The organism is Agromyces humi, assembly GCF_009720255.1.
GTDB lineage: Bacteria > Actinomycetota > Actinomycetes > Actinomycetales > Microbacteriaceae > Agromyces > Agromyces humi.
In genome coordinates, this window is the sequence record NZ_WJSP02000040.1 from 1 (window position 1) to 17,623 (window position 17,623).

Sequence of the window (17,623 nt, forward strand, 5' to 3'; positions counted from 1 at the left end):
GGCGGCATGGACGACCGCCGCGCCGCGCCGGGCCTCAGCCGAGCGAGATCGCGGTCCACGACACCGGCGGCAGGGTCACGGTGAGCTCGCCGCCGTCGATGCGCACGGAGTCGTTCGCCCGCGGCGCGACGCGCTCGGGATCCTGGAGCGTGTTCTTGGCGTACACGTCCTCGTCGGACAGGGTGTGCGCCTCGAGCACCGACAGGTCGCCGAGCGTCGCGATGTCGACCGTGAGCGTGAGCGCCTCGTCCTGGCTGCGGTTCACGAGGAACACCGCGGTGCGACCGGTCTCGCGGTCGTGCGTGGCCACCGCGTCGACCAGCGGCACCTCGCCGTACTCCTTCGTCTCGTAGGTCGGCGCGTCGAGCTTCAGCGCGAGCGCCTCGCCCTGCGCGAGCCGCGAGGTGATCGAGAACGGGAAGAACGTCGTCTGCCGCCACGCCGGGCCGCCGGGCTCCGTCATGATCGGCGCGATGACGTTCACGAGCTGCGCGAGCGAGGCGCTCGTGACCCGGTCGGCGTGCTTGATGAGCGAGATCATGAGGTTGCCGAAGACCACGGCGTCGGCCACGGAGTAGACGTCCTCGAGGAGGCGCGGCGCGACCGGCCAGTTGTCGAGCCCCTCGATCTTGTCGACGTTCTGGAACCGGGAGAGGTACCAGACGTTCCACTCGTCGAACGAGATGTTCACGGTCTTGTCGCTGCCGCGCACGGCCTTCACGTGATCGGCGGTCGCGACGACCGTCTCGATGAAGCCGTCCATGTCGACCGCCGAGGCGAGGAAGCTGCCGAGGTCGCCGTCCTTCTCCTCGTAGTACGCGTGGCACGAGATGTAGTCGACGTCGTCGTACGTGTGCGAGAGCACGACTCGCTCCCACTCGCCGAACGTGGGCATGTGCGCGCTCGACGAGCCGCAGACCACGAGTTCGACCGACGGGTCGAGCTGGCGCATCGCCTTCGCGGTGCGAGACGCGAGCTTGCCGTAGTCGTCCGCGGAGCGGTGGCCGAGCTGCCACGGGCCGTCCATCTCGTTGCCGAGGCACCACATCTTCACGCCGAACGCGTCGGTGCGGCCGTTGTCGATGCGGCGCTGCGAGAGGGCGGTGCCGCCCGAGATGTTCGAGTACTCGAGCAGGTCGAGGGCCTCGAGGGTGCCGCGGGTGCCGAGGTTCACGGCGAGCATCAGCTCGCTGCCGACCTGGTCGAGCCAGCCGGCGAACTCGTGCAGGCCCACCTCGTTGGTTTCGGTGGAGTGCCAGGCGAGGTCGAGCCGGCGCGGCCGCTCCTCGCGGGGTCCGACGCTGTCCTCCCAACGGAAGCCCGAGACGAAGTTGCCGCCCGGGTAGCGGATCGTCGAGACGCCGAGCTCCTTCACGAGCTCGACGACGTCGGCGCGGAAGCCGTCGGCGTCGGCCGTGGGGTGGCTGGGCTCGTGGATGCCGTCGTAGACGTGCCGGCCGAGGTGTTCGACGAAGCCGCCGAAGACGCGCCGGTTGACGGGCCCGATGGTGAAATGCGGGTCGATGGTCAGGCGTGCGGTGGGCATGGACTGCTTTCTGTCTGGGTGCGGTGGAACGGGTGCGGTGGTCTTCGCGGAGGCGCCGGCTCGCGGCATCCGCCGGTCCGGGCTCGGCCTACTTGATGCTGCCGATGGCGAGGCCGCCCTGCCAGTAGCGCTGGAGGAACAGGAACGAGAGGATCAGCGGCAGGATCGACACGAACGAGCCCGTGGTGATGAGGTTCCAGACCTGTTCGCCGCCGGCGCCGGCGTTCGAGAGCGCCGTCCACCGGTTGAGGCCGACGGTGACCGGGAGCAGGTCGGGGTCGGTGAGCACGGCGAGGGGAAGGAAGAAGTTGTTCCAGGTGCCGACCACCGAGAGCAGCAGCACCGTGACGATGGCCGGCCGCAGCAGCGGCAGCGCGACCTGGAAGAACGTGCGCAGCTCGCCGGCCCCGTCGATGCGAGCGGCCTCGAGCATCTCGTCGGGCACGGCGTCCTGCGTGTAGACGCGCATCAGGTACACGCCGAAGGGGCTCAGCAGGCTCGGCAGGATGACGGCCCACGGCGTGTTGATGATGCCGTACTGGCTCAGCAGCATGAACGTCGGGATCACGAGCGCCGTGAGCGGCACCATCACCGACCCGAGGATGATCGTGAACACCGCGCCGCGACCGCGGAACCGGTACTTGGCGAAGCCGTAGCCGGCGAGGATCGCCAGGACGGTCGCGCCGATGCCGCCGGCGAACGCGTAGACGAACGAGTTCGCGAGCCACCGCCAGTAGATGCCGCCCTGGTGGGTGAACAGGCCCGCGATGTTCTCGAAGAGGGCGAAGTGGTCGTCGAACCAGAACGGGCTCGAGCCGAACAGGCCCGACGTGTTCTTCGTCGCGGCCACGACGAGCCACCAGATCGGGAAGACGAAGTAGATCGCCAGGATGATGAGGAACGCCTGCGAGCCGATGCGGCGCCCGCCGTTGCGGCGACGTCGATCGGACGCGCCGCGATCGTTCCGCGAGGGCACGCCGGTGACCGTCGTGAGGGGTTCGTCGCGCACGTCGGCGCGGGGGGCGAAGACGCTCATCACTTGAGTCCGCTCTGCTTGCGCGTGAGGAAGAGGAAGACGAAGGACCCCGCGAACACGAGCATGCCGAGGGAGAACGCGATGGCCGACGCGTAGTTGAACTGGCTGTAGGAGAACGCCAGCGAGTACGCGTACATGTTCGGGGTGTAGGCCGCGTCGATGGCGCCCTGCGCGATGTTGCGGAGCACCACCGGCTCGGTGAAGAACTGCAGCGTGCCGATGAGCGCGAACGTGATGACCATCACCACGGAGGACGAGATCATCGGCACCTTGATGCGCGTCGCCGTCTGCCAGCCGTTCGCGCCGTCGATGCGCGCCGCCTCGTAGATCGCCGGGTCGATCGACCGCAGGGCCGCGTAGATGACCACCATGTAGTAGCCCGACCACTGCCACGTGACGATGTTGACGAGGCTCGCGAACACGGTGTCGGAGGCGAGGAAGTCGGGTGTCGGCTGGCCGATGAGATCGAAGAGCGTCGCTCCCGGGCCGAACCGCGGGCTGTAGAGGAAGCTCCACATGAGGGCGCCGATGACGACCGGGATCGCGTACGGCGCGAAGATCAGCAGCCGGGAGAGGCTCGCGAGGCGGGTCACGAGGGTGTCGAGCACGAGCGCCGCGGCCATCGCGACGATCAGCTGCGCCGGGATCATCACGACCGCGAATGCCGCCACGCGCAGGAGGCCCTCGAGGAAGAGGGGGTCGCTGAACGCCTTCAGGTAGTTGTCGATGCCGGTGAACTTCGTGCCCGTGGCGAGCGTCGAGGTGAACAGGCTCATGCCGAAGGCGTAGAACAGCGGGAAGATCAGGAAGAGCGCGAACACCAGGAGGAACGGGGAGACGAACAGCCAACCCCAGCGCTGGCGACGCTGCTCGAGCTTCGATCCCCCTCGGGGCGCGCGCCGCCTCGCGGGCCTCGCGGGCACCACGGCCGCGGCGGGTGCGGCCAGGGTCGAGTGCGTGGTCATGGTCTCGCTTCCTTCATCGGTGCGTGCGATGGGTGCCGCGTCCCGGCGAGCGCCGGGACGCGGCATCCGGTCACTGGAGGGTGAAGCCCTGCTCGGTGGCGTACTGCTCGAGCGAGGCCTGCAGGTCGTCGAGCGCCTGGTCGGAGCCCTTCTCGCCCTGCACCATCGCGTACAGCTCCTCGGTCAGCTGGTCGTAGGCGTAGTTCTGGAACGGGCTGAACGTGAAGCCCGTGTAGCCCGCCGCCGCCGGGAGGAACACGTCCTTGTTGATCTGCTGGCCGCCGAAGAACGGGTACTCGAGGTCGCGGAAGTAGTCGGACTCGAGGATCGGCTTCCACAGCGGGAACAGGGCGGCCTTCTCGATGCCGATCTTCCACGCCTCCTCGGTGCCGAAGACCTCCTTGGCGACGACCGCGGCCGCCTCCTTGTCCTCGGCCTGGCTCGTCACGGCGAACGTCGAGCCGCCCCAGTTGATCTGCACGGGGTTGGCGGGATCCCACTGGGGAACCGGCGCGGCCTTCCACTCGGCGTCGGCATCGGCGTCGGAGAGGCCCCCGAGGTAGCCGGGGCCCCACGCCGCGGCGACGTAGATCGCGTAGCTGCCGTCGACGAGCTTCGTGTTGTAGTCGGCGGTGAAGGCGTCGTCGGTCGCGACGAGGCCGTCCTTCACGAGCTGGTCCCAGTAGGCGAGCACGCTCTTGGAGCCGTCGTCGTTCACGTCGATGCCGATGGAGGTCGGGTCGGCGTTGTCGTACACGAAGGGCACCGAGCCGGCTTGCGCGAACAGTGCCTGGTTGTACGCGCGACCGTTGGTCGGGAAGTCGGCGAGGACGCCGGGCGCGCCCGCGTCCTTCAGGGCCTGCGCGGCCGCCGCGAACTCGTCCCACGTCGTCGGAACGGCGATGCCGTACTGGTCGAGGATGTCCTTGCGGTAGAGCATGCCCATGGGACCGCCGTCGACCGGGATCGCGTAGACGGCGTCGCCGCTCGAGACGTCCTTCCAGGCGCCCTCGGTGTAGTCGCCCGCGACATCGTCGGCGCCGTACTCGGCGAGGTCGACGAGCGCGTCGCGGATGGAGAAGCTCGAGAGCACCTCGGACTCGAGCATGATGACGTCGGGCGCGCCCGACCCCGACTCGACGGCGGTCGAGAACTTCGTGTACTCGTCGTTGCCTTGGCCGGCGTTCGTCCAGCAGATCTGCACGTCGTCGTGGTTCTCGTTGAAGAGGTCGACGACCTCTTCGAATGCGGGGTACCACGCCCAGACGCTCACCTGGGTGGCGTCGGGCTTGGTGATCTCGTTGGTGCAGGATGCTTCGGCCTCGCCGGCCGAGCAGCCCGTGAGGGCCGCGGCGGCCACGGCGATGACGCCGCTCGCGGCCAGGATCTTCGACTTCATGGCTGTGTGTGTTCCTCTCGCGGTGCTGACACCGTTGTCTCTGGCGATGTGCTCGAACTCGCCGCGAGAGGGGCTCCGCGTCGAGTTCCGAGGGTTCTACAACGTTGTAAAGTAAACGTTGTAGAGACATGGTGCCGTGCGATCCGATCGATGTCAAGCCGCATGACGACCCGGTGTCGGATGGCGTTCGGGCGCGGAGCCCACACGCGTCGCGACGCGCTCGACGCAGGGTCGGCGACGGCCGCGATCACGTCCGCGCCGGGGTCTGCGATCACGCCGAACGCGGTCGCGTGGACTCGCGCTCGGCGATCCGGAAGTCGGCCAGGAGCAGCCGAGGGGGCCCCGCCGCGTCTGCCGCCTCGATGCGCTGGAGGAGCGTCCGCACCGCCGTGCGGGCGATCCACACCCGTCCGGGATCGACCGTCGTGAGGGACGGGATCGTGTAGCGCGCCTCGTCGAGGTCGTCGAACCCGACGACGGCCACATCCTCGGGCACGCGGCGCCCCGACTCCTGCAGCGCGCGCATCGCGCCCAGCGCGAGCGTGTCGTTGAGCCCGAAGACCGCGTCGAACTCCACGCCGCGGTCGAGCAGCTCGTGCAGGCACCTGGCGCCGTTCGATCGATGCCAGAGCGTCGTGTACCCGATGATCGATTCGTCGAACGGCACGCCCGCGGCATCCAACGCCTCGCGATAGCCGCGCAGCCGCAGGCCCGCGGAGCCGATGACCTCGCCCTCGTGCGCGCCGATGACGGCGATGCGACGCCGCCCCGACTCGAGCAGCAGCTCGGTGGCGGCCCTGGCCGCCTCGACGTTCTGCATGGTCACGTGGTCGGCCGGCCCGTCGAAGATCCGCTCGCCGAGCACCACGAGCGGGTACGGCACCTCGAGCCGCGCGACATCGTCCTGCCCCATGCCGAGCGGGCTGAAGATCAGCCCGTCGGTCATCTTCAGGCGCGGGCTGCGCAGCAGCTCGATCTCTCGGTCGCGGTCGCCGCCGGTCTGCTCGACGAGCACCACGACCCCGGCCTCCTCGGCCGCCTCGATGACGGATGCCGCGAGCTCGGCGAAGTAGCTCAGGCCCAGGTCGGGCACCGCGAGGGCGATCGCGCCCGTGCGCCCCGATCGCAGGCTGCGGGCGGTCAGGTTGGGCGTGTAGCCGAGCTCGGCGACGGCCGCCTCGACGCGCGCCCGGGTCGCCGGCCGGATGTGCGGGTAGTCGTTGATGACGTTCGACACCGTCTTGATGGAGACGCCGGCGAGCTTCGCGACATCGTGCAGCGTCGACGCCATGGACGGGCCTCCTCGATTCCTGAGCGCCCACTCTACAACGTTGTAGGCGCCCGTCGGAGTCGCGCCAGGGCGACGGTCGGGTCGGTCGGGTGCCGGGTCGGGTGCTGCTCAGGCGGCGGTGTCGCGGGGCCGCGCGGGTGGCGTCACGTGCGCCTGCGCCCGCTCGGCGTTCCGCTTGGACACACGGGCGATCCAGGCGAGCCGTTCGCGCTCGAGGGGCGTCGCGAAGACCGCCCAGAGCAGGAGGGCCGCGCCGGCCCCGACCAGGAGGCCGCCCAGTGTGTCCGAGAGCCAGTGCGCGCCCAGGTACGTGCGGCTCACGGCCATCAGCAGGGTGTACGCCGCGCCCGCGATCCACACCCACACGATGGGCACGATCACCCCGATCGCCACGGCGATCGTGGCGGCGTTCGCCACATGCCCCGACGGGAATGAGCCGAAGTCCGAGTGCACGAGGATGTCCTCGGGCCGCGCGCGGCCGAAGAGGTTCTTCAGCAGCTGCACCACAGCCGCGCTCGCGATCGACGCGACGATGAAGTACAGCGCGCCCCAAGGTCTCCGGCAGAGGAGCAGCACCACCGCAGTGAGGACCGGCACGACGAACACCCCGAAGACCCCGCCACCCAGGTCGTTCATGAAGAAGGCGAAGATGTCGCCGACGGGGCCGCGCGCCTCGAAGAGCTCCTCGGCCCACTCCTCGTCGAACTCGAAGGGCAGGCCGTCGAAGCGCGCCATGATCACGAGTCCGAGCAGGGCGGCCATGATCACCGCGACGATGCCCGCGATGAGGGGCACGCGCCGACCGAGCCGGCGCGCCCTGGCCTCCCGCTGCACGGGATGCAGGTCGTCGACGGCGGCCGACGTCTCGTCGTGGCCTGCGGCCTCGGCCTCGGTGTCGGGCGCTTCGGCGTCGGCAGCGTGGGGTTCGGCGTCGGGCGCCTGGGGGTCAGCAGCGTCGACACCGGGCGCTGACGTGTCGCGCGCCTCGGTCGGTCGGCGGGTCGGCTCCTCGTCACGGTCCGTCATCCGTCCACGCTAGCCAAGGTCGGCCCGATCGGATGCCGCGGCGCGCGCCCCTTGACAGCGGCGGGCGCGGTCCGATGCGGGCGGTCCGGGCGCCGCCTGCGGCATCCGCCCACGGCAGTCGCCCGAGGCATCCGCCCGCAGCAGCCGCACCCCGTCAGTCGCTGAGCGCCGGAACCGTCTTCGGTCGCACGAGCCCCCACAGCGCGGCGATGGCGACGACGGCCGCCAAGGCCATGATCAGCGCCATCGGGCCGGCGCTGCCGACGCCCATGAGGCCGATGAGCGGCGAGATGACTCCGGCGAGGCCGAAGTTCAGCGCGCCGAGGAGCGACGCGGCGGTGCCGGCCTCGGCGCCGTGGTGCGCGAGGGCGAGCACCTGCACCGCGGGGAACGAGAACCCGCACGCGAGGATGTAGAACCACAGCGGGATCGCGACGCCCCAGAAGCCGGCCTGGGCGCCGTCGAGCACGATGATCGCGACCGCCATGGCGAGGTGCACCACCGTCGCGACCGCGAGGATCCACTGCGGCTGCACCGGGCCGCGCATGAGCCGAGAGCTCGTCTGCACGCCGATGATGATGCCGATCGAGTTCACCGCGAACAGGAGTCCGTACTGCTGCGCGCTGAAGTGGTAGACCTCCTGGAACAGGAACGACGAGGTCGAGAGGTAGCCGAAGAGTCCGGTGAACGTCATGCCGCCCACGATCGCGGCACCGAGGTAGACGCGGTCGCGGAAGAGCGCCGCGTAGCGATCGCGCAGCGTCGAGTGCCCGGCGACGTGACGACGGGACTCGGGCAGGGTCTCGACGATCAGGAACGCGACCGCGAGGAGCACCACCGCGCCGTAGATCGCGAGCACGACGAACACCCCGCGCCAGTCCATGACGTTGAGCAGCTGCGAGCCGATGACGGGCGCCAGCACCGGCGCGAGGCCGTTGACGAGCGCGAGCCGCGAGAGCATGCGCACGAGCGGCTTGCCGCCGAACAGGTCGCGCACCATCGCCATGGCGACCACGCCGCCGGCCGCCGCGCCGAAGCCCTGCAGCAGGCGGAAGGCCATGAGCCAGCCGATGTCGGGCGCGAGCGCCGCCGCGACGGATGCCGCGATGTGCAGCGCCGTGGCGAGCATGAGGGGAAGGCGGCGACCGACCTTGTCGCTCCACGGGCCGACGATGAGCTGGCCGAGGCCGAAGCCGATCATGGTGCCCGTGAGGGTGAGCTGCACGGCCGCCGCCGAGACGCCGAGCTCCGACTGGAGCACCGGGAACGCCGGCAGGTAGAGGTCGATCGTGAACGGCCCGAGCGCGGTGAGCGCGCCGAGCACGAGCACGTAGACGAGACGCTGGCGCCGGGAGAGGAGGTCTCCGGGGTGCGCGGGCGCCGAGTAGTCGTCGGGCCGGATGATGGGGATGGAGGCGGTTGAGGACATGCTGATCCTGGGCGTGCTCGAGTGCGGCGGCGCACGCCCTCGGACGCCGGGAAACAGGAACGACGGCATCCGCGTGGGATGCCGTCGTGAGGCGATCTCGGCCGTCGCGCGGCCTCGAATCGATTCGACTGTGAACGATTCTAGCGGATGCCTCCCCCCGGCCCGCAATGGGGAATGCGCATCCCGGGTTTCGGTCAGCCTTCCTGGAGCGGGTCGGCGATCAGCCGTTCGAAGGCGAGCTCGGCGGCGCCGATCGCGAGCCGGTCCTCGCCGAGGGCGGCGACCCGGATGACGAGCTCCTCGCCCGCGGCCGGCATCGCCTGCGCGGCGACCGCCGCGGCGAGCGCGTCGGGGTCGCTCTCCGCCACGGTGGCGAGGAACCCGCCGAGCACCACGAGCGACGGATTCAGCACGTTGACGGCGTTGGCAAGGGCGGTCGAGAGGATGCGGCGCTGCCGCGCGAAGAACGCCGTACGCAGCTCCACGCCGAACCGGGCGACGAGCGGCGGCACTGCGCCGGCCACGAGCACGAGGGCGATCGCGAGCGGCAGCTGGGTGAGCCCGGCGCCGAGCGAGTCGAGGTGCATGACCTCCTGCAGGAACACCGAGAGGGCGAAGAAGAGCGCCACCATCGCCCCACCGAGGAGGAGCATCACGAGGTTGCCCGCGCTGACCGAGCGGTTCGCGAAGGTGGAGAGCGGCACGAGCGGCTCCGCCGCCCGTCGTTCGACGATCACGAAGGCGGCACCGAGCACGACCGCCGCGGCCAGGAGGCCCAGCACGACGGGGTTCGTGAAGCCGAGCTGCTCGGCGCTCGTGAGTCCCGCGACGAGGGCGACGAGCGCACCGGTCACGGTCGCCGCGCCGGCGAGGTCGAGTCGCGTGCCCGCGGCCGGCTGGTCGCGGCGGATGAGGAACGGGATGGCGACGAGCACGATGACGCCCACGGGCAGGTTCACGAAGAACACCGCCTGCCAGCCGAACGCGGCGGTCAGCACACCGCCGAGCAGCACTCCGGCTGCGCTGCCCGCGCCGGCGACCGCGCCCCAGATGCCGAGCGCCCGGGCCCGGTCGCGGGTCGACGTGAAGAGGCGGGTGACGAGGGCGAGGGACGCCGGTGCGAGCAGCGCGGCTGACGCGCCCTGCAGCGCACGGGCGGTGAGGAGCATCTCGCCCGACACGGCCAGGCCGGCGAGGGCGGATGCGGCGATGAACGATCCGGTGCCGATGAGGAAGACGCGGCGGTGCCCGAACCGGTCGGCCAGGCGCCCGCCGAACAGGAGCAGGCTGCCGAACGGCAGCACGTAGGCGGTGATCACCCAGGCCAGCGCGCCCGGGCCGAGGCCGAGGTCCGCCCCGAGGGTGGGGATGGCGATGTTCACGATGGAGGCGTCGAGCACCACGAGGAACTGGGCGAGGGCGAGCGCGGCGAGCGCCCACCAGCGGCGAGCGGGCGGCGTCGCAGGAGCGGCGGCAGGTGCAGCGGGAGGCGCCGGTGCGGCGGAGACGGGGGCGGAAGTCATGGGAGGGTCCTTTCCTGCGCGGCGGGTGCCGCACGATCATCGTGTGAGTGAATGGTCAGTCACTAAATAGGCGAAAGAATTGCCGACCGGAGACGGCCGGCGACGAGTCAGGACGCGAGGCTCGGCGATCTCACGAGGCGCCTCCTTCCGTGATCTCGGCGGGCGCGACGGCGCCGAACACAGGGTGACGGATGCCGAGGGCGAGCGTGCGAGCCCACGGCTCGGGCGCGTCGTCGAGGTCGAGTGTGACGACGAGGTGGCAGAGCTGGCCGAACGCGATGAAGCGTTGCACGGCGGCATCCGTGGCCCCCGATCGCGTGGAGGCGAACTCGGTGACCCTGGCGTACCCGCGACGCAGGGCTGCGCCGATCTCGGGCACCTCGGCGGCCGACTGCGCGTGCACCTGGAGCATGAGAAGGGACCGATCGGCGATGAGCTCGGCGTAGGCCAGGCCCATCGCGTCGAGCAGGCCTTCGGGGGTGTGGTCGGTCGTCGCCTCGACGCCGCGGCCGAGTGCGTCGACGACCTGGTCGAAGCAGGCGTCGAGCGCCCCCACGAACAGCTGCTCCTTGCTCGGGAAGAGCTTGAAGACGTATGCCGACGAGATGCCCGCCTCGCGTGCGACATCCGCGACGGTCGTGCCGCGGTAGCCCGTCCGGGCGAAGGCAGCGACCGCGGCGCTCGTCACGAGCGGGCGCCGTTCGTCGGCGGTGGAGAGCTTGGTTCGCATATGAGTGACTGTACACTCACTCTTCCCGCAGCGCAATCGGGTCGGGGATGACCATGTCCGCGCACGACGGAGCGCTTGGCCGCGCGCCTGCGGGAGCGGGCGCGGCGGGCAGCCCCGCCGGTCGAGCCGGCCCATCGCCCGCCGCGCCGCATCCCTCTCCCCCAAGAGGAGTCGCCTCCGAACCGCAAGGAAACGGAGTTGACCCTCCGAATGATAGTCGACGGAGGGGCGTACAGTGAACTCGTGAACCCGACGGCGTCGCCGCGTCGCGATGCGCGGCGCAACCACGAACGACTCCTCGCCGAAGCCCGAACGCTGTTCTCCGAGCGCGGCATCGACGCCCCGCTCGACGAACTCGCCTCTCGAGCCGGCGTCGGGGCGGGCACGGTCTACCGGCACTTCGCCAACCGCGATGCCCTCATCCGCGAGCTCTACGACACGGCGGTCGCCGAGCTGCACGACTTCGCGCCCGAGATCCTCGGCGCCGAGACGGGGTGGCGGTCGATCGAGCTCTGGCTCGAGCGGCTCGGCTCGTGGGTCGCCGAGTCGCCCTACCTGCCGGCCGTGATGCGGCGGGTCGCCGAACTCGACCCCGGCCACCAGCCGGGAGCAGAGTTCGCCGACGTGATCGACGGCATCGTCGAGCGGGCCAAGGAGGAGGGCGCGCTGCGTGCCGACGTCACCGCGGTCGACATCAGCGTGCTCGTGGACATGCTCGGGTCGGTCGGTCAGTACGGCGGAGCCTACCTGCCCTACTGGCGCAGGCAGCTGACCGTGGTGCTCGACGGCCTCCGCGCGCGGCCCGACCTCACGCCGCTGCCGGGCGACGGACAGGCGTTCGGCGAGTTCCACGACATGTCCCACGCCAAGGGCCCGCGCTCCGCCCCTCGCGACTAAGCCCCTGCCGGCGCCGACCGTCGACCTGCCCGTACCGACGGACGTACTGCATCCAATGGCGGATATACGATCCGCCACCCCGGGTCATCAGTTCGAACTGCGGCGTGCCCGATCGTATATCCGCCGTGGGGTGCGCTTCGGGCGCGCAGCCGGGTGCGGCTACGGGCGACCCTCGGCGAACGTCAGGCTCCGGATGCCGCGGCGGCGCGCACCTCGACGAGGTTCGCCCATGGGTCGTCGAACGCGAGCACGCGACCGTCGTCGCGCATCGGGACGTCGTAGTGCGACATCCGCTCGCCGAGCTCGCCGAGGTCGTCGGCGCCCGGCACGACGATCTCGACCTTCCCGAGCCCGAGTGCGAGTCCGCGCTTGCCGGCGCCCGCACTGTTCCACGTGTTCATGGCCATGTGGTGGTGGTAGCCGCCGGCCGAGACGAACAGCGCGCCGGGCCACGCGTCGGCGGTCGTCTCGAACCCCAGGCGGTTGACGTAGAACTCCCGCGCGCTCGGGATGTCGCCGACCGAGAGGTGCACGTGTCCCACGACGGCGTCGCCGACGCCCATGCCGGATGCCGCGGCATCCGCTGCCCCCTCGGTGAGATGGTCGCGGAGGTACGCGTTCGGGTCGAGGAAGACCGTGGCCATCTCGATCCGTCCGTGGGTCCAGCTCCAGGTGGAGCGATCACGGTCGAAGTAGAGCTCGACGCCGTTGCCCTCGGGGTCCGTGAAGTAGAACGCCTCGCTCACGAGGTGGTCGGCGCTGCCGGTGAAGGTGCCCGGGTACTTGGAGGCGACGGAGAAGATGGCGCTGGCGAGCGCCTCGCGGGTGTCGAAGAGGATCGCGGTGTGGAACAGGCCGGCGTCGCGTGGCGATGCATGACGCAGCTCGGGCGCATGCTGCAGGATCACGACGGGCGTGCTGCCACGGCCGAGCACGGCGACGGGGCCGTCGTGGCTCAGGAGTTCGAGGGTCACGCCGTCGCGGTAGTAGCGGATCATGGCGTCGAGGTCGCCGACGCGCAGCGTCACGGCGCCCATGCCGGTGTCGGCTGCGAGGAGTCCGGCGTTCGGCGCCGCGCCATTGGTTGTAGTCACAACTAATGATAACCCGGCGTTCGCGGAGGGTATTCCGGCCCGACACCACGCGAGCCTTGTCGCCCCGGGATCCCGCTCCTATGGTGGACGCATCGCCCTCCCGGGGCAGCCCGTGGGGAGCGCTCAACGAGGGGACGACTCATGGGAATGGACAACCTGGCGCTGTACGTGGCGACCTACGACACCGCCGACGCGGCCACCGAGGACTACAAGGCGCTGAAGGCGGCCGAGTCCGACTCTGATCTCGAGGTCGTGTCGTCGGTCGTGATGCACCACGACGACGAGGGACGGGTCACCGTCGACGAGCACGGCACGGGGCAGGTCGGCAAGGGCGCGTGGATCGGCGGCGCCGCGGGCCTCGTGCTCGGGCTCTTCGCCCCGCCGCTGCTGGCGTCCACCGCGATCGGTGCGGGCGTCGGCGCGATCGCCGGGAAGATCGCGAAGAAGCGCGACGAGAAGAAGGTGGGCCTCGAGCTCGAGGAGTACCTGCCGAAGGGCTCCTCCGCCATCATCGCCGTGATCGACGACCGCTACCTCGACCGCATCGACGCGGCGCTCGGCAAGGCCGTCAAGAAGGTGGACAAGGCCATCGACCGCGACGACTACGAGGAGCTCCAGAAGGCGATCAACGAGGGCGGCGACAAGATCGCCAAAGCCATCGCCTCCTAGCCCGGGCGGATGTCGCGCCGGCGGCCTCGGTCGCCGGCCCGACCCGCTCGCACTCGACGAGCCACACGCCGTCCACCCGACGCAGGCCGACCACCGTCTCGAAGCGCACCGCTCGCCGCCGCGAAGGCGGGCCCACGACGAGCGCATCGAGGCTGCGGCAGAACGCGAAGTCGCCGGCCACGCTCACGGTGAGGTCGAGCACGCGATGGTCGATGGGATCGGGGAAGCGGCGGAACCAGGCCCGGATCCACGCGACCCGCCGGGCCTCGCCGGCGAACGGGCTCAGGGGCGGTGCGACGCCGAAGGTCACTGCGTCGGGCGCATAGCGCGACGCGAGGTACTCCGCGTCGCGTGATCGGATCGCCGCCGCGCGCTTGCTCACCAGCCAGGCGACCTCGGCGGAGTCGACGGCCGATTCGGTGAGCTGCGGCGTCGTTCGCATCGGGCCTCCCCTGGCGCCCGGGTGGCGCCGTCACAGGGACGACGAACGGGTGCCGCCGAGAACGACACCCTGCGCGAAACGCCCCGGCCCTGGCTCCTCAGCCTCGGGCGGTGAGGCGCTCGAGCAGCTCGCGGTAGCGGCCGGCCGTCTGCTCCACGATCTCCTGCGGGAGCGTCGGCGGCGCCTCGAACGCGCCCTGGTCCCAGTTGACCGCCAGCCAGTCGCGCACGATCTGCTTGTCGAAGCTCGCCATGCGCTGCTCGGGCGTGGCCCCCGACTCGTACGCCGCGGCATCCCAGTACCGGCTCGAATCGCTCGTGAGCACCTCGTCGGCCAGGGTCACGATGCCGGTGTCGCGGTCGGCGCCGAACTCGAACTTGGTGTCGGCCAGGATCAGTCCGCGCGCCTCAGCGACGGCCGATGCGCGCTCGAAGATCTCGATCGACAGCTCGCGCAGCTGCGCAGCGACGGTATCGCCGACGATCTCGGCCGTGCGCTCGTACGAGATGTTCTCGTCATGCGAGCCCATCGGCGCCTTCCATGCGGGCGTGAACAGCGGCTCGGGCAGGCGATCGCCGTTCGAGAGCCCCTCGGGCAGCGGGATGCCGCCGATGGCGCCCGTCGCCTGGTACTCCTTCCATCCGCCGCCGGTGATGAAGCCCCGCACGACGCACTCGATGGGGAACATGTCGAGCGTGCGGCAGAGGGTCGCCCGGTCGGCGACCTCGTGGGGGATCGCCGGCACCTGCAGGCGGTCGTCCTCGGCGTAGGCGAGATGGTTGGGCACGTCGGGCAGCTGGTCGAACCACCACCGGGTGAGCGAGGTGAGCATGGCGCCCTTGCCGGGGATGGCCGGCTCCAGCACGCGGTCGTAGGCGCTCACGCGGTCGCTCGCCACGACGAGCACCACCCGGGAACTGCGCAGCGGGTCGCCGGTCCAGGAGTCGTCGTCGTCCATCGCTGCCGTCGGGACGTAGAGGTCGCGCACCTTGCCCGAGTAGACGTGCGTCCAGCCCGGCAGTTCCACCGCGTCGTCCATGGTGTTCGGCTCCTTCACTGTGCGGCGCGCGCGGGGCGGGCCGTCGTCACTCCGCGACGCGCGCGGCGATGTCCGTGCGGTACTGGGCGCCGTCGAGGCGCAGGTGGCCGAGCGCCTCGTAGGCGCGGCGCCGGGCCTCGCCGAAGTCCGCGCCGACGGCGACCACGTTGAGCACCCGGCCGCCGGTGGCGACGAGTGGTGCCGATCCGGTCTCGTCGGCGGCACCGATCGCGGTGGCGGCGTGCGCCACGTGCACGCCCGGCACGGATGCCGCGGCGTCGAGTCCCTCGATCACGCGGCCGGTCTCGGGCGCCTCGGGATACCCCTCGCTCGCGAGCACGACCGTGACCGCGGCATCCGGACGGAACTCGGGACGGGGCAGCTCGCCGAGCCCGCCGGTCGCGGCCGCGAACAGCAGGCCCGACAGCGGCGTCGCGAGGCGGGGCAGCACGACCTGCGTCTCAGGGTCGCCGAAGCGGGCGTTGAACTCGATGACGCGGATGCCCCGGGGCGTGAGGATGAGGCCCGCGTAGAGCAGCCCGATGAACGGGGTCTGCTCGGCGGCGAGCTGCTTCACGGTGGGCAGCGCGATGGTCGCGATGACCTCGTCGACGAAGGCCTGCTCGCTGCCGAAGTCGTTCGCGAGCCACGGCAGCGGCGAGTACGCGCCCATGCCGCCGGTGTTCGGCCCCTGGTCGCCGTCGCGCAGGCGCTTGTAGTCCTGCGCCGGCGAGAGCGGCAGCACGTTGGTGCCGTCGGCGAGGAAGAACAGCGAGACCTCCTGGCCGTCGAGGAACTCCTCGACGAGCACCGGGCCCTGCTGCAGGTAGTGGGTGGCGTGCGCGAGTGCCGCGTCGCGGTCGGCGGTGACGAGGACGCCCTTGCCCGCGGCGAGGCCGTCGGCCTTCACCACGTAGGGCTCGCCGAACTCGTCGAGCGTCGCCTGCACGTCGGCGAGGGTGTCGGCGAGCCGCGCGCGGCCGGTGGGCACGCCCGCCGACTCCATGATGCGCTTCGCGAACGTCTTCGAGCCCTCGAGTGCCGCGGCGGCCTTGCCGGGACCGAACACGGCGATGCCGCGGGTGCGCAGCGCGTCGGCGACGCCCGCGACGAGCGGCGCCTCAGGCCCGATCACGACGAGCTCGATGTCGTTGTCGATGGCGTAGTCGGCGACGATCACGGGGTCGGTGGGGTCGAGCGCGATGGTGGTGACGCTGCCGCGTCCTGAGGAGGTGGCGGATGCCGCGATGCCGGCGTTGCCCGGAGCGGCGATGAGCTCGTGACCGGCCTCCTCGTCGAGGAGCGCGAGGATGATGGCGTGCTCGCGCGCGCCCGAGCCGAGGACGAGGATTCTCACCGGTTCAGGCTACCCGATGGGGCTCGCGTCACTCGGGCCCGGGGCGCCGCGTGACGCCGCCGACGGACGGGTCGCTGACGGCGCCATGCGGGAGGATGGGGACATGGCACGAGCACGGATCGACGACGACCTCGGACGGGCGGCACTCACCACGATGCTGGCGATCGCCGAGGCGAACGGCATCGACCAGGCCGACGGGCCCGCGCTCGCGGCATCCGTCGACCGCTCGACCCTGGCGCTCGTCGTGCGCTACACGCTGCAGCTGCTCGCCGAACAGGCGCCGGGCGGCACGGTCGAGGTGCGCGTGCCGCCCTACGCCGCGGTGCAGTGCGTCGAGGGCCCCAAGCACACCCGGGGCACGCCACCGAACGTGATCGAGACGGATGCCGGGACGTGGATCGCGCTCGCCAGGGGCACGCTCTCGTGGGCCGACGCCAGGGCGTCGGGGCGGGTGCACGCCTCGGGTCAGCGCGCCGACCTGACGGGCCATCTCCCGGTGCTCTCGGCGTAGCGGCGCCGAGCCCGATGCCGGCGCGCGGGCCGAGCGGGATCCGCCGAATGGGACAATGGACGGGTGAGCGACCCTCAGAACCTTCCGCAGCCGTACGAGCCAGAGCACGACCCCGAAAGCGGGGCCGCGCCCGAGTCCGACGCAGCACCCGCGCGGCGCGTGGAGCGCATGGAGATCGACGAGCCCATCGAGACCGAGGTCACCGATGACGTCGTGACCGTGCGGCGCGCCCCCCGGTACGGACGGTTCATCACGCTCGGCGCGCTCCTCGGCGCCGTCGTCGCGCTCATCCTCACCTTCGCCTTCTCGGGCCAGCCGGTCGAGGGCACGGTGAGTCCCGGCTTCGACAAGGGCCAGGTGTTCGGCTTCCTGCTGCTCGGCTGCGCTGCGATCGGCGCGACGCTCGGCGCAGTGGTCGCGCTCGTGATCGACCGCGCATCCGCCAGGAAGGCGAAGTCGGTCACGGCGCTGCACGAGTCGACGTACCGCGCCGACGACTAGCCCCGCAGGCTGAGCACCGCCTCGGCGAACTCGCGCGGCGCCTCCTGCGGCAGGTCGTGGCCGATGCCGGGGAGCTCGCGGAACGCGTAGGCGCCCGTGAACTGCTCGCGGTCGCTCTCGCCGCCCGACGACGTCGTCCGTCGTCGGTGCCTTATTTCCTCCCTCTCA

At 71.0% G+C, this 17,623-nt stretch carries 17 protein-coding genes; 4 read left to right on the forward strand and 13 right to left on the reverse strand.

Annotation, left to right across the window (positions count from 1 at the left end; genetic code table 11):
* Positions 1–34: 34 nt before the first annotated feature.
* The 9 genes from arfA to GH736_RS06035 all read right to left on the reverse strand — a co-directional run bounded on the left by arfA (position 35) and on the right by GH736_RS06035 (position 10,945).
* Complete coding sequence (arfA, locus tag GH736_RS05995) at positions 35–1,546, reverse strand: arabinosylfuranosidase ArfA (protein ID WP_159601181.1); 1,512 nt, start codon at positions 1,544–1,546, stop codon at positions 35–37.
* An 88-nt stretch (positions 1,547–1,634) separates the two neighbouring features.
* Positions 1,635–2,582: a carbohydrate ABC transporter permease gene (locus GH736_RS06000; RefSeq protein WP_159601183.1), complete on the reverse strand. Its 948-nt coding sequence runs from the start codon at positions 2,580–2,582 to the stop codon at positions 1,635–1,637.
* Positions 2,582–3,547: a carbohydrate ABC transporter permease gene (locus GH736_RS06005; RefSeq protein WP_159601185.1), complete on the reverse strand. Its 966-nt coding sequence runs from the start codon at positions 3,545–3,547 to the stop codon at positions 2,582–2,584. The genes GH736_RS06000 and GH736_RS06005 overlap by 1 nt, the downstream gene beginning before the upstream one ends.
* Before the next feature lie 70 nt (positions 3,548–3,617).
* On the reverse strand, positions 3,618–4,946 hold the full coding sequence (locus tag GH736_RS06010; protein WP_159601187.1) for an ABC transporter substrate-binding protein: 1,329 nt from the start codon (positions 4,944–4,946) through the stop codon (positions 3,618–3,620).
* Between the two features lie 271 nt (positions 4,947–5,217).
* Positions 5,218–6,237 (reverse strand): LacI family DNA-binding transcriptional regulator, encoded by a 1,020-nt coding sequence (locus GH736_RS06015; protein WP_159601189.1) that lies wholly within the window; start codon positions 6,235–6,237, stop codon positions 5,218–5,220.
* Between the two features lie 108 nt (positions 6,238–6,345).
* Positions 6,346–7,263 (reverse strand): phosphatase PAP2 family protein, encoded by a 918-nt coding sequence (locus tag GH736_RS06020; RefSeq protein WP_235933853.1) that lies wholly within the window; start codon positions 7,261–7,263, stop codon positions 6,346–6,348.
* Positions 7,264–7,417: 154 nt separating this feature from the next.
* The gene (locus GH736_RS06025) at positions 7,418–8,692 is read right to left on the reverse strand and encodes a multidrug effflux MFS transporter (RefSeq protein WP_159601191.1); all 1,275 of its coding nucleotides are present in this window, start codon (positions 8,690–8,692) and stop codon (positions 7,418–7,420) included.
* Between the two features lie 194 nt (positions 8,693–8,886).
* Positions 8,887–10,215 carry an MFS transporter gene (locus GH736_RS06030; RefSeq protein ID WP_159601193.1) on the reverse strand — a complete coding sequence of 443 codons (1,329 nt, stop codon included), beginning with the start codon at positions 10,213–10,215 and terminating at the stop codon, positions 8,887–8,889.
* A 130-nt stretch (positions 10,216–10,345) separates the two neighbouring features.
* The gene (locus GH736_RS06035) at positions 10,346–10,945 is read right to left on the reverse strand and encodes a TetR/AcrR family transcriptional regulator (RefSeq protein ID WP_159601195.1); all 600 of its coding nucleotides are present in this window, start codon (positions 10,943–10,945) and stop codon (positions 10,346–10,348) included.
* A 243-nt stretch (positions 10,946–11,188) separates the two neighbouring features.
* On the opposite strand from GH736_RS06035, the gene GH736_RS06040 reads away from it, so the two are divergent.
* On the forward strand, positions 11,189–11,842 hold the full coding sequence (locus tag GH736_RS06040) for a TetR/AcrR family transcriptional regulator (protein ID WP_159601197.1): 654 nt from the start codon (positions 11,189–11,191) through the stop codon (positions 11,840–11,842).
* Between the two features lie 182 nt (positions 11,843–12,024).
* Here the strand turns inward: GH736_RS06040 and GH736_RS06045 are convergent, their stop codons facing one another.
* Positions 12,025–12,879: a VOC family protein gene (locus tag GH736_RS06045; RefSeq protein WP_159601210.1), complete on the reverse strand. Its 855-nt coding sequence runs from the start codon at positions 12,877–12,879 to the stop codon at positions 12,025–12,027.
* A 198-nt stretch (positions 12,880–13,077) separates the two neighbouring features.
* Here GH736_RS06045 and GH736_RS06050 point away from each other — a divergent pair, with 198 nt between their 5' ends.
* Positions 13,078–13,605 (forward strand): DUF1269 domain-containing protein, encoded by a 528-nt coding sequence (locus tag GH736_RS06050; protein ID WP_159601199.1) that lies wholly within the window; start codon positions 13,078–13,080, stop codon positions 13,603–13,605.
* Here the strand turns inward: GH736_RS06050 and GH736_RS06055 are convergent.
* The 3 genes from GH736_RS06055 to purD form a co-directional block, all read right to left on the reverse strand.
* Positions 13,562–14,047: a YybH family protein gene (locus GH736_RS06055; protein ID WP_159601201.1), complete on the reverse strand. Its 486-nt coding sequence runs from the start codon at positions 14,045–14,047 to the stop codon at positions 13,562–13,564. The genes GH736_RS06050 and GH736_RS06055 overlap by 44 nt on opposite strands.
* 97 nt (positions 14,048–14,144) lie before the next feature.
* Positions 14,145–15,086, reverse strand: a complete 942-nt coding sequence (locus GH736_RS06060; RefSeq protein ID WP_159601202.1) for a phosphoribosylaminoimidazolesuccinocarboxamide synthase — start codon at positions 15,084–15,086, stop codon at positions 14,145–14,147.
* Positions 15,087–15,132: 46 nt separating this feature from the next.
* Complete coding sequence (gene purD, locus GH736_RS06065; protein ID WP_159601204.1) at positions 15,133–16,443, reverse strand: phosphoribosylamine--glycine ligase; 1,311 nt, start codon at positions 16,441–16,443, stop codon at positions 15,133–15,135.
* A 103-nt stretch (positions 16,444–16,546) separates the two neighbouring features.
* Here purD and GH736_RS06070 point away from each other — a divergent pair, with 103 nt between their 5' ends.
* Entirely contained in the window at positions 16,547–16,954 is a 408-nt protein-coding gene (locus GH736_RS06070) for a sterol carrier family protein (RefSeq protein ID WP_159601206.1), read from the forward strand.
* A 63-nt stretch (positions 16,955–17,017) separates the two neighbouring features.
* On the forward strand, positions 17,018–17,455 hold the full coding sequence (locus GH736_RS06075; RefSeq protein ID WP_235933854.1) for a LapA family protein: 438 nt from the start codon (positions 17,018–17,020) through the stop codon (positions 17,453–17,455).
* Positions 17,456–17,623 lie beyond the last annotated feature (168 nt).

Bases quoted from the DNA above. Each gene is read 5' to 3' on its own strand.
- GH736_RS06015 (WP_159601189.1), bottom strand. From the start codon at position 6,237: ATGGCGTCGACGCTGCACGATGTCGCGAAGCTCGCCGGCGTCTCCATC.
- GH736_RS06030 (WP_159601193.1), bottom strand. From the start codon at position 10,215: ATGACTTCCGCCCCCGTCTCCGCCGCACCGGCGCCTCCCGCTGCACCT.
- GH736_RS06035 (WP_159601195.1), bottom strand. From the start codon at position 10,945: ATGCGAACCAAGCTCTCCACCGCCGACGAACGGCGCCCGCTCGTGACG.
- GH736_RS06045 (WP_159601210.1), bottom strand. From the start codon at position 12,879: ATGGGCGCCGTGACGCTGCGCGTCGGCGACCTCGACGCCATGATCCGC.
- GH736_RS06000 (WP_159601183.1), bottom strand. From the start codon at position 2,582: ATGAGCGTCTTCGCCCCCCGCGCCGACGTGCGCGACGAACCCCTCACG.
- GH736_RS06025 (WP_159601191.1), bottom strand. From the start codon at position 8,692: ATGTCCTCAACCGCCTCCATCCCCATCATCCGGCCCGACGACTACTCG.
- GH736_RS06055 (WP_159601201.1), bottom strand. From the start codon at position 14,047: ATGCGAACGACGCCGCAGCTCACCGAATCGGCCGTCGACTCCGCCGAG.
- arfA (WP_159601181.1), bottom strand. From the start codon at position 1,546: ATGCCCACCGCACGCCTGACCATCGACCCGCATTTCACCATCGGGCCC.
- GH736_RS06010 (WP_159601187.1), bottom strand. From the start codon at position 4,946: ATGAAGTCGAAGATCCTGGCCGCGAGCGGCGTCATCGCCGTGGCCGCC.
- GH736_RS06070 (WP_159601206.1), top strand. From the start codon at position 16,547: ATGGCACGAGCACGGATCGACGACGACCTCGGACGGGCGGCACTCACC.
- GH736_RS06005 (WP_159601185.1), bottom strand. From the start codon at position 3,547: ATGACCACGCACTCGACCCTGGCCGCACCCGCCGCGGCCGTGGTGCCC.
- GH736_RS06060 (WP_159601202.1), bottom strand. From the start codon at position 15,086: ATGGACGACGCGGTGGAACTGCCGGGCTGGACGCACGTCTACTCGGGC.
- GH736_RS06050 (WP_159601199.1), top strand. From the start codon at position 13,078: ATGGGAATGGACAACCTGGCGCTGTACGTGGCGACCTACGACACCGCC.
- GH736_RS06020 (WP_235933853.1), bottom strand. From the start codon at position 7,263: ATGACGGACCGTGACGAGGAGCCGACCCGCCGACCGACCGAGGCGCGC.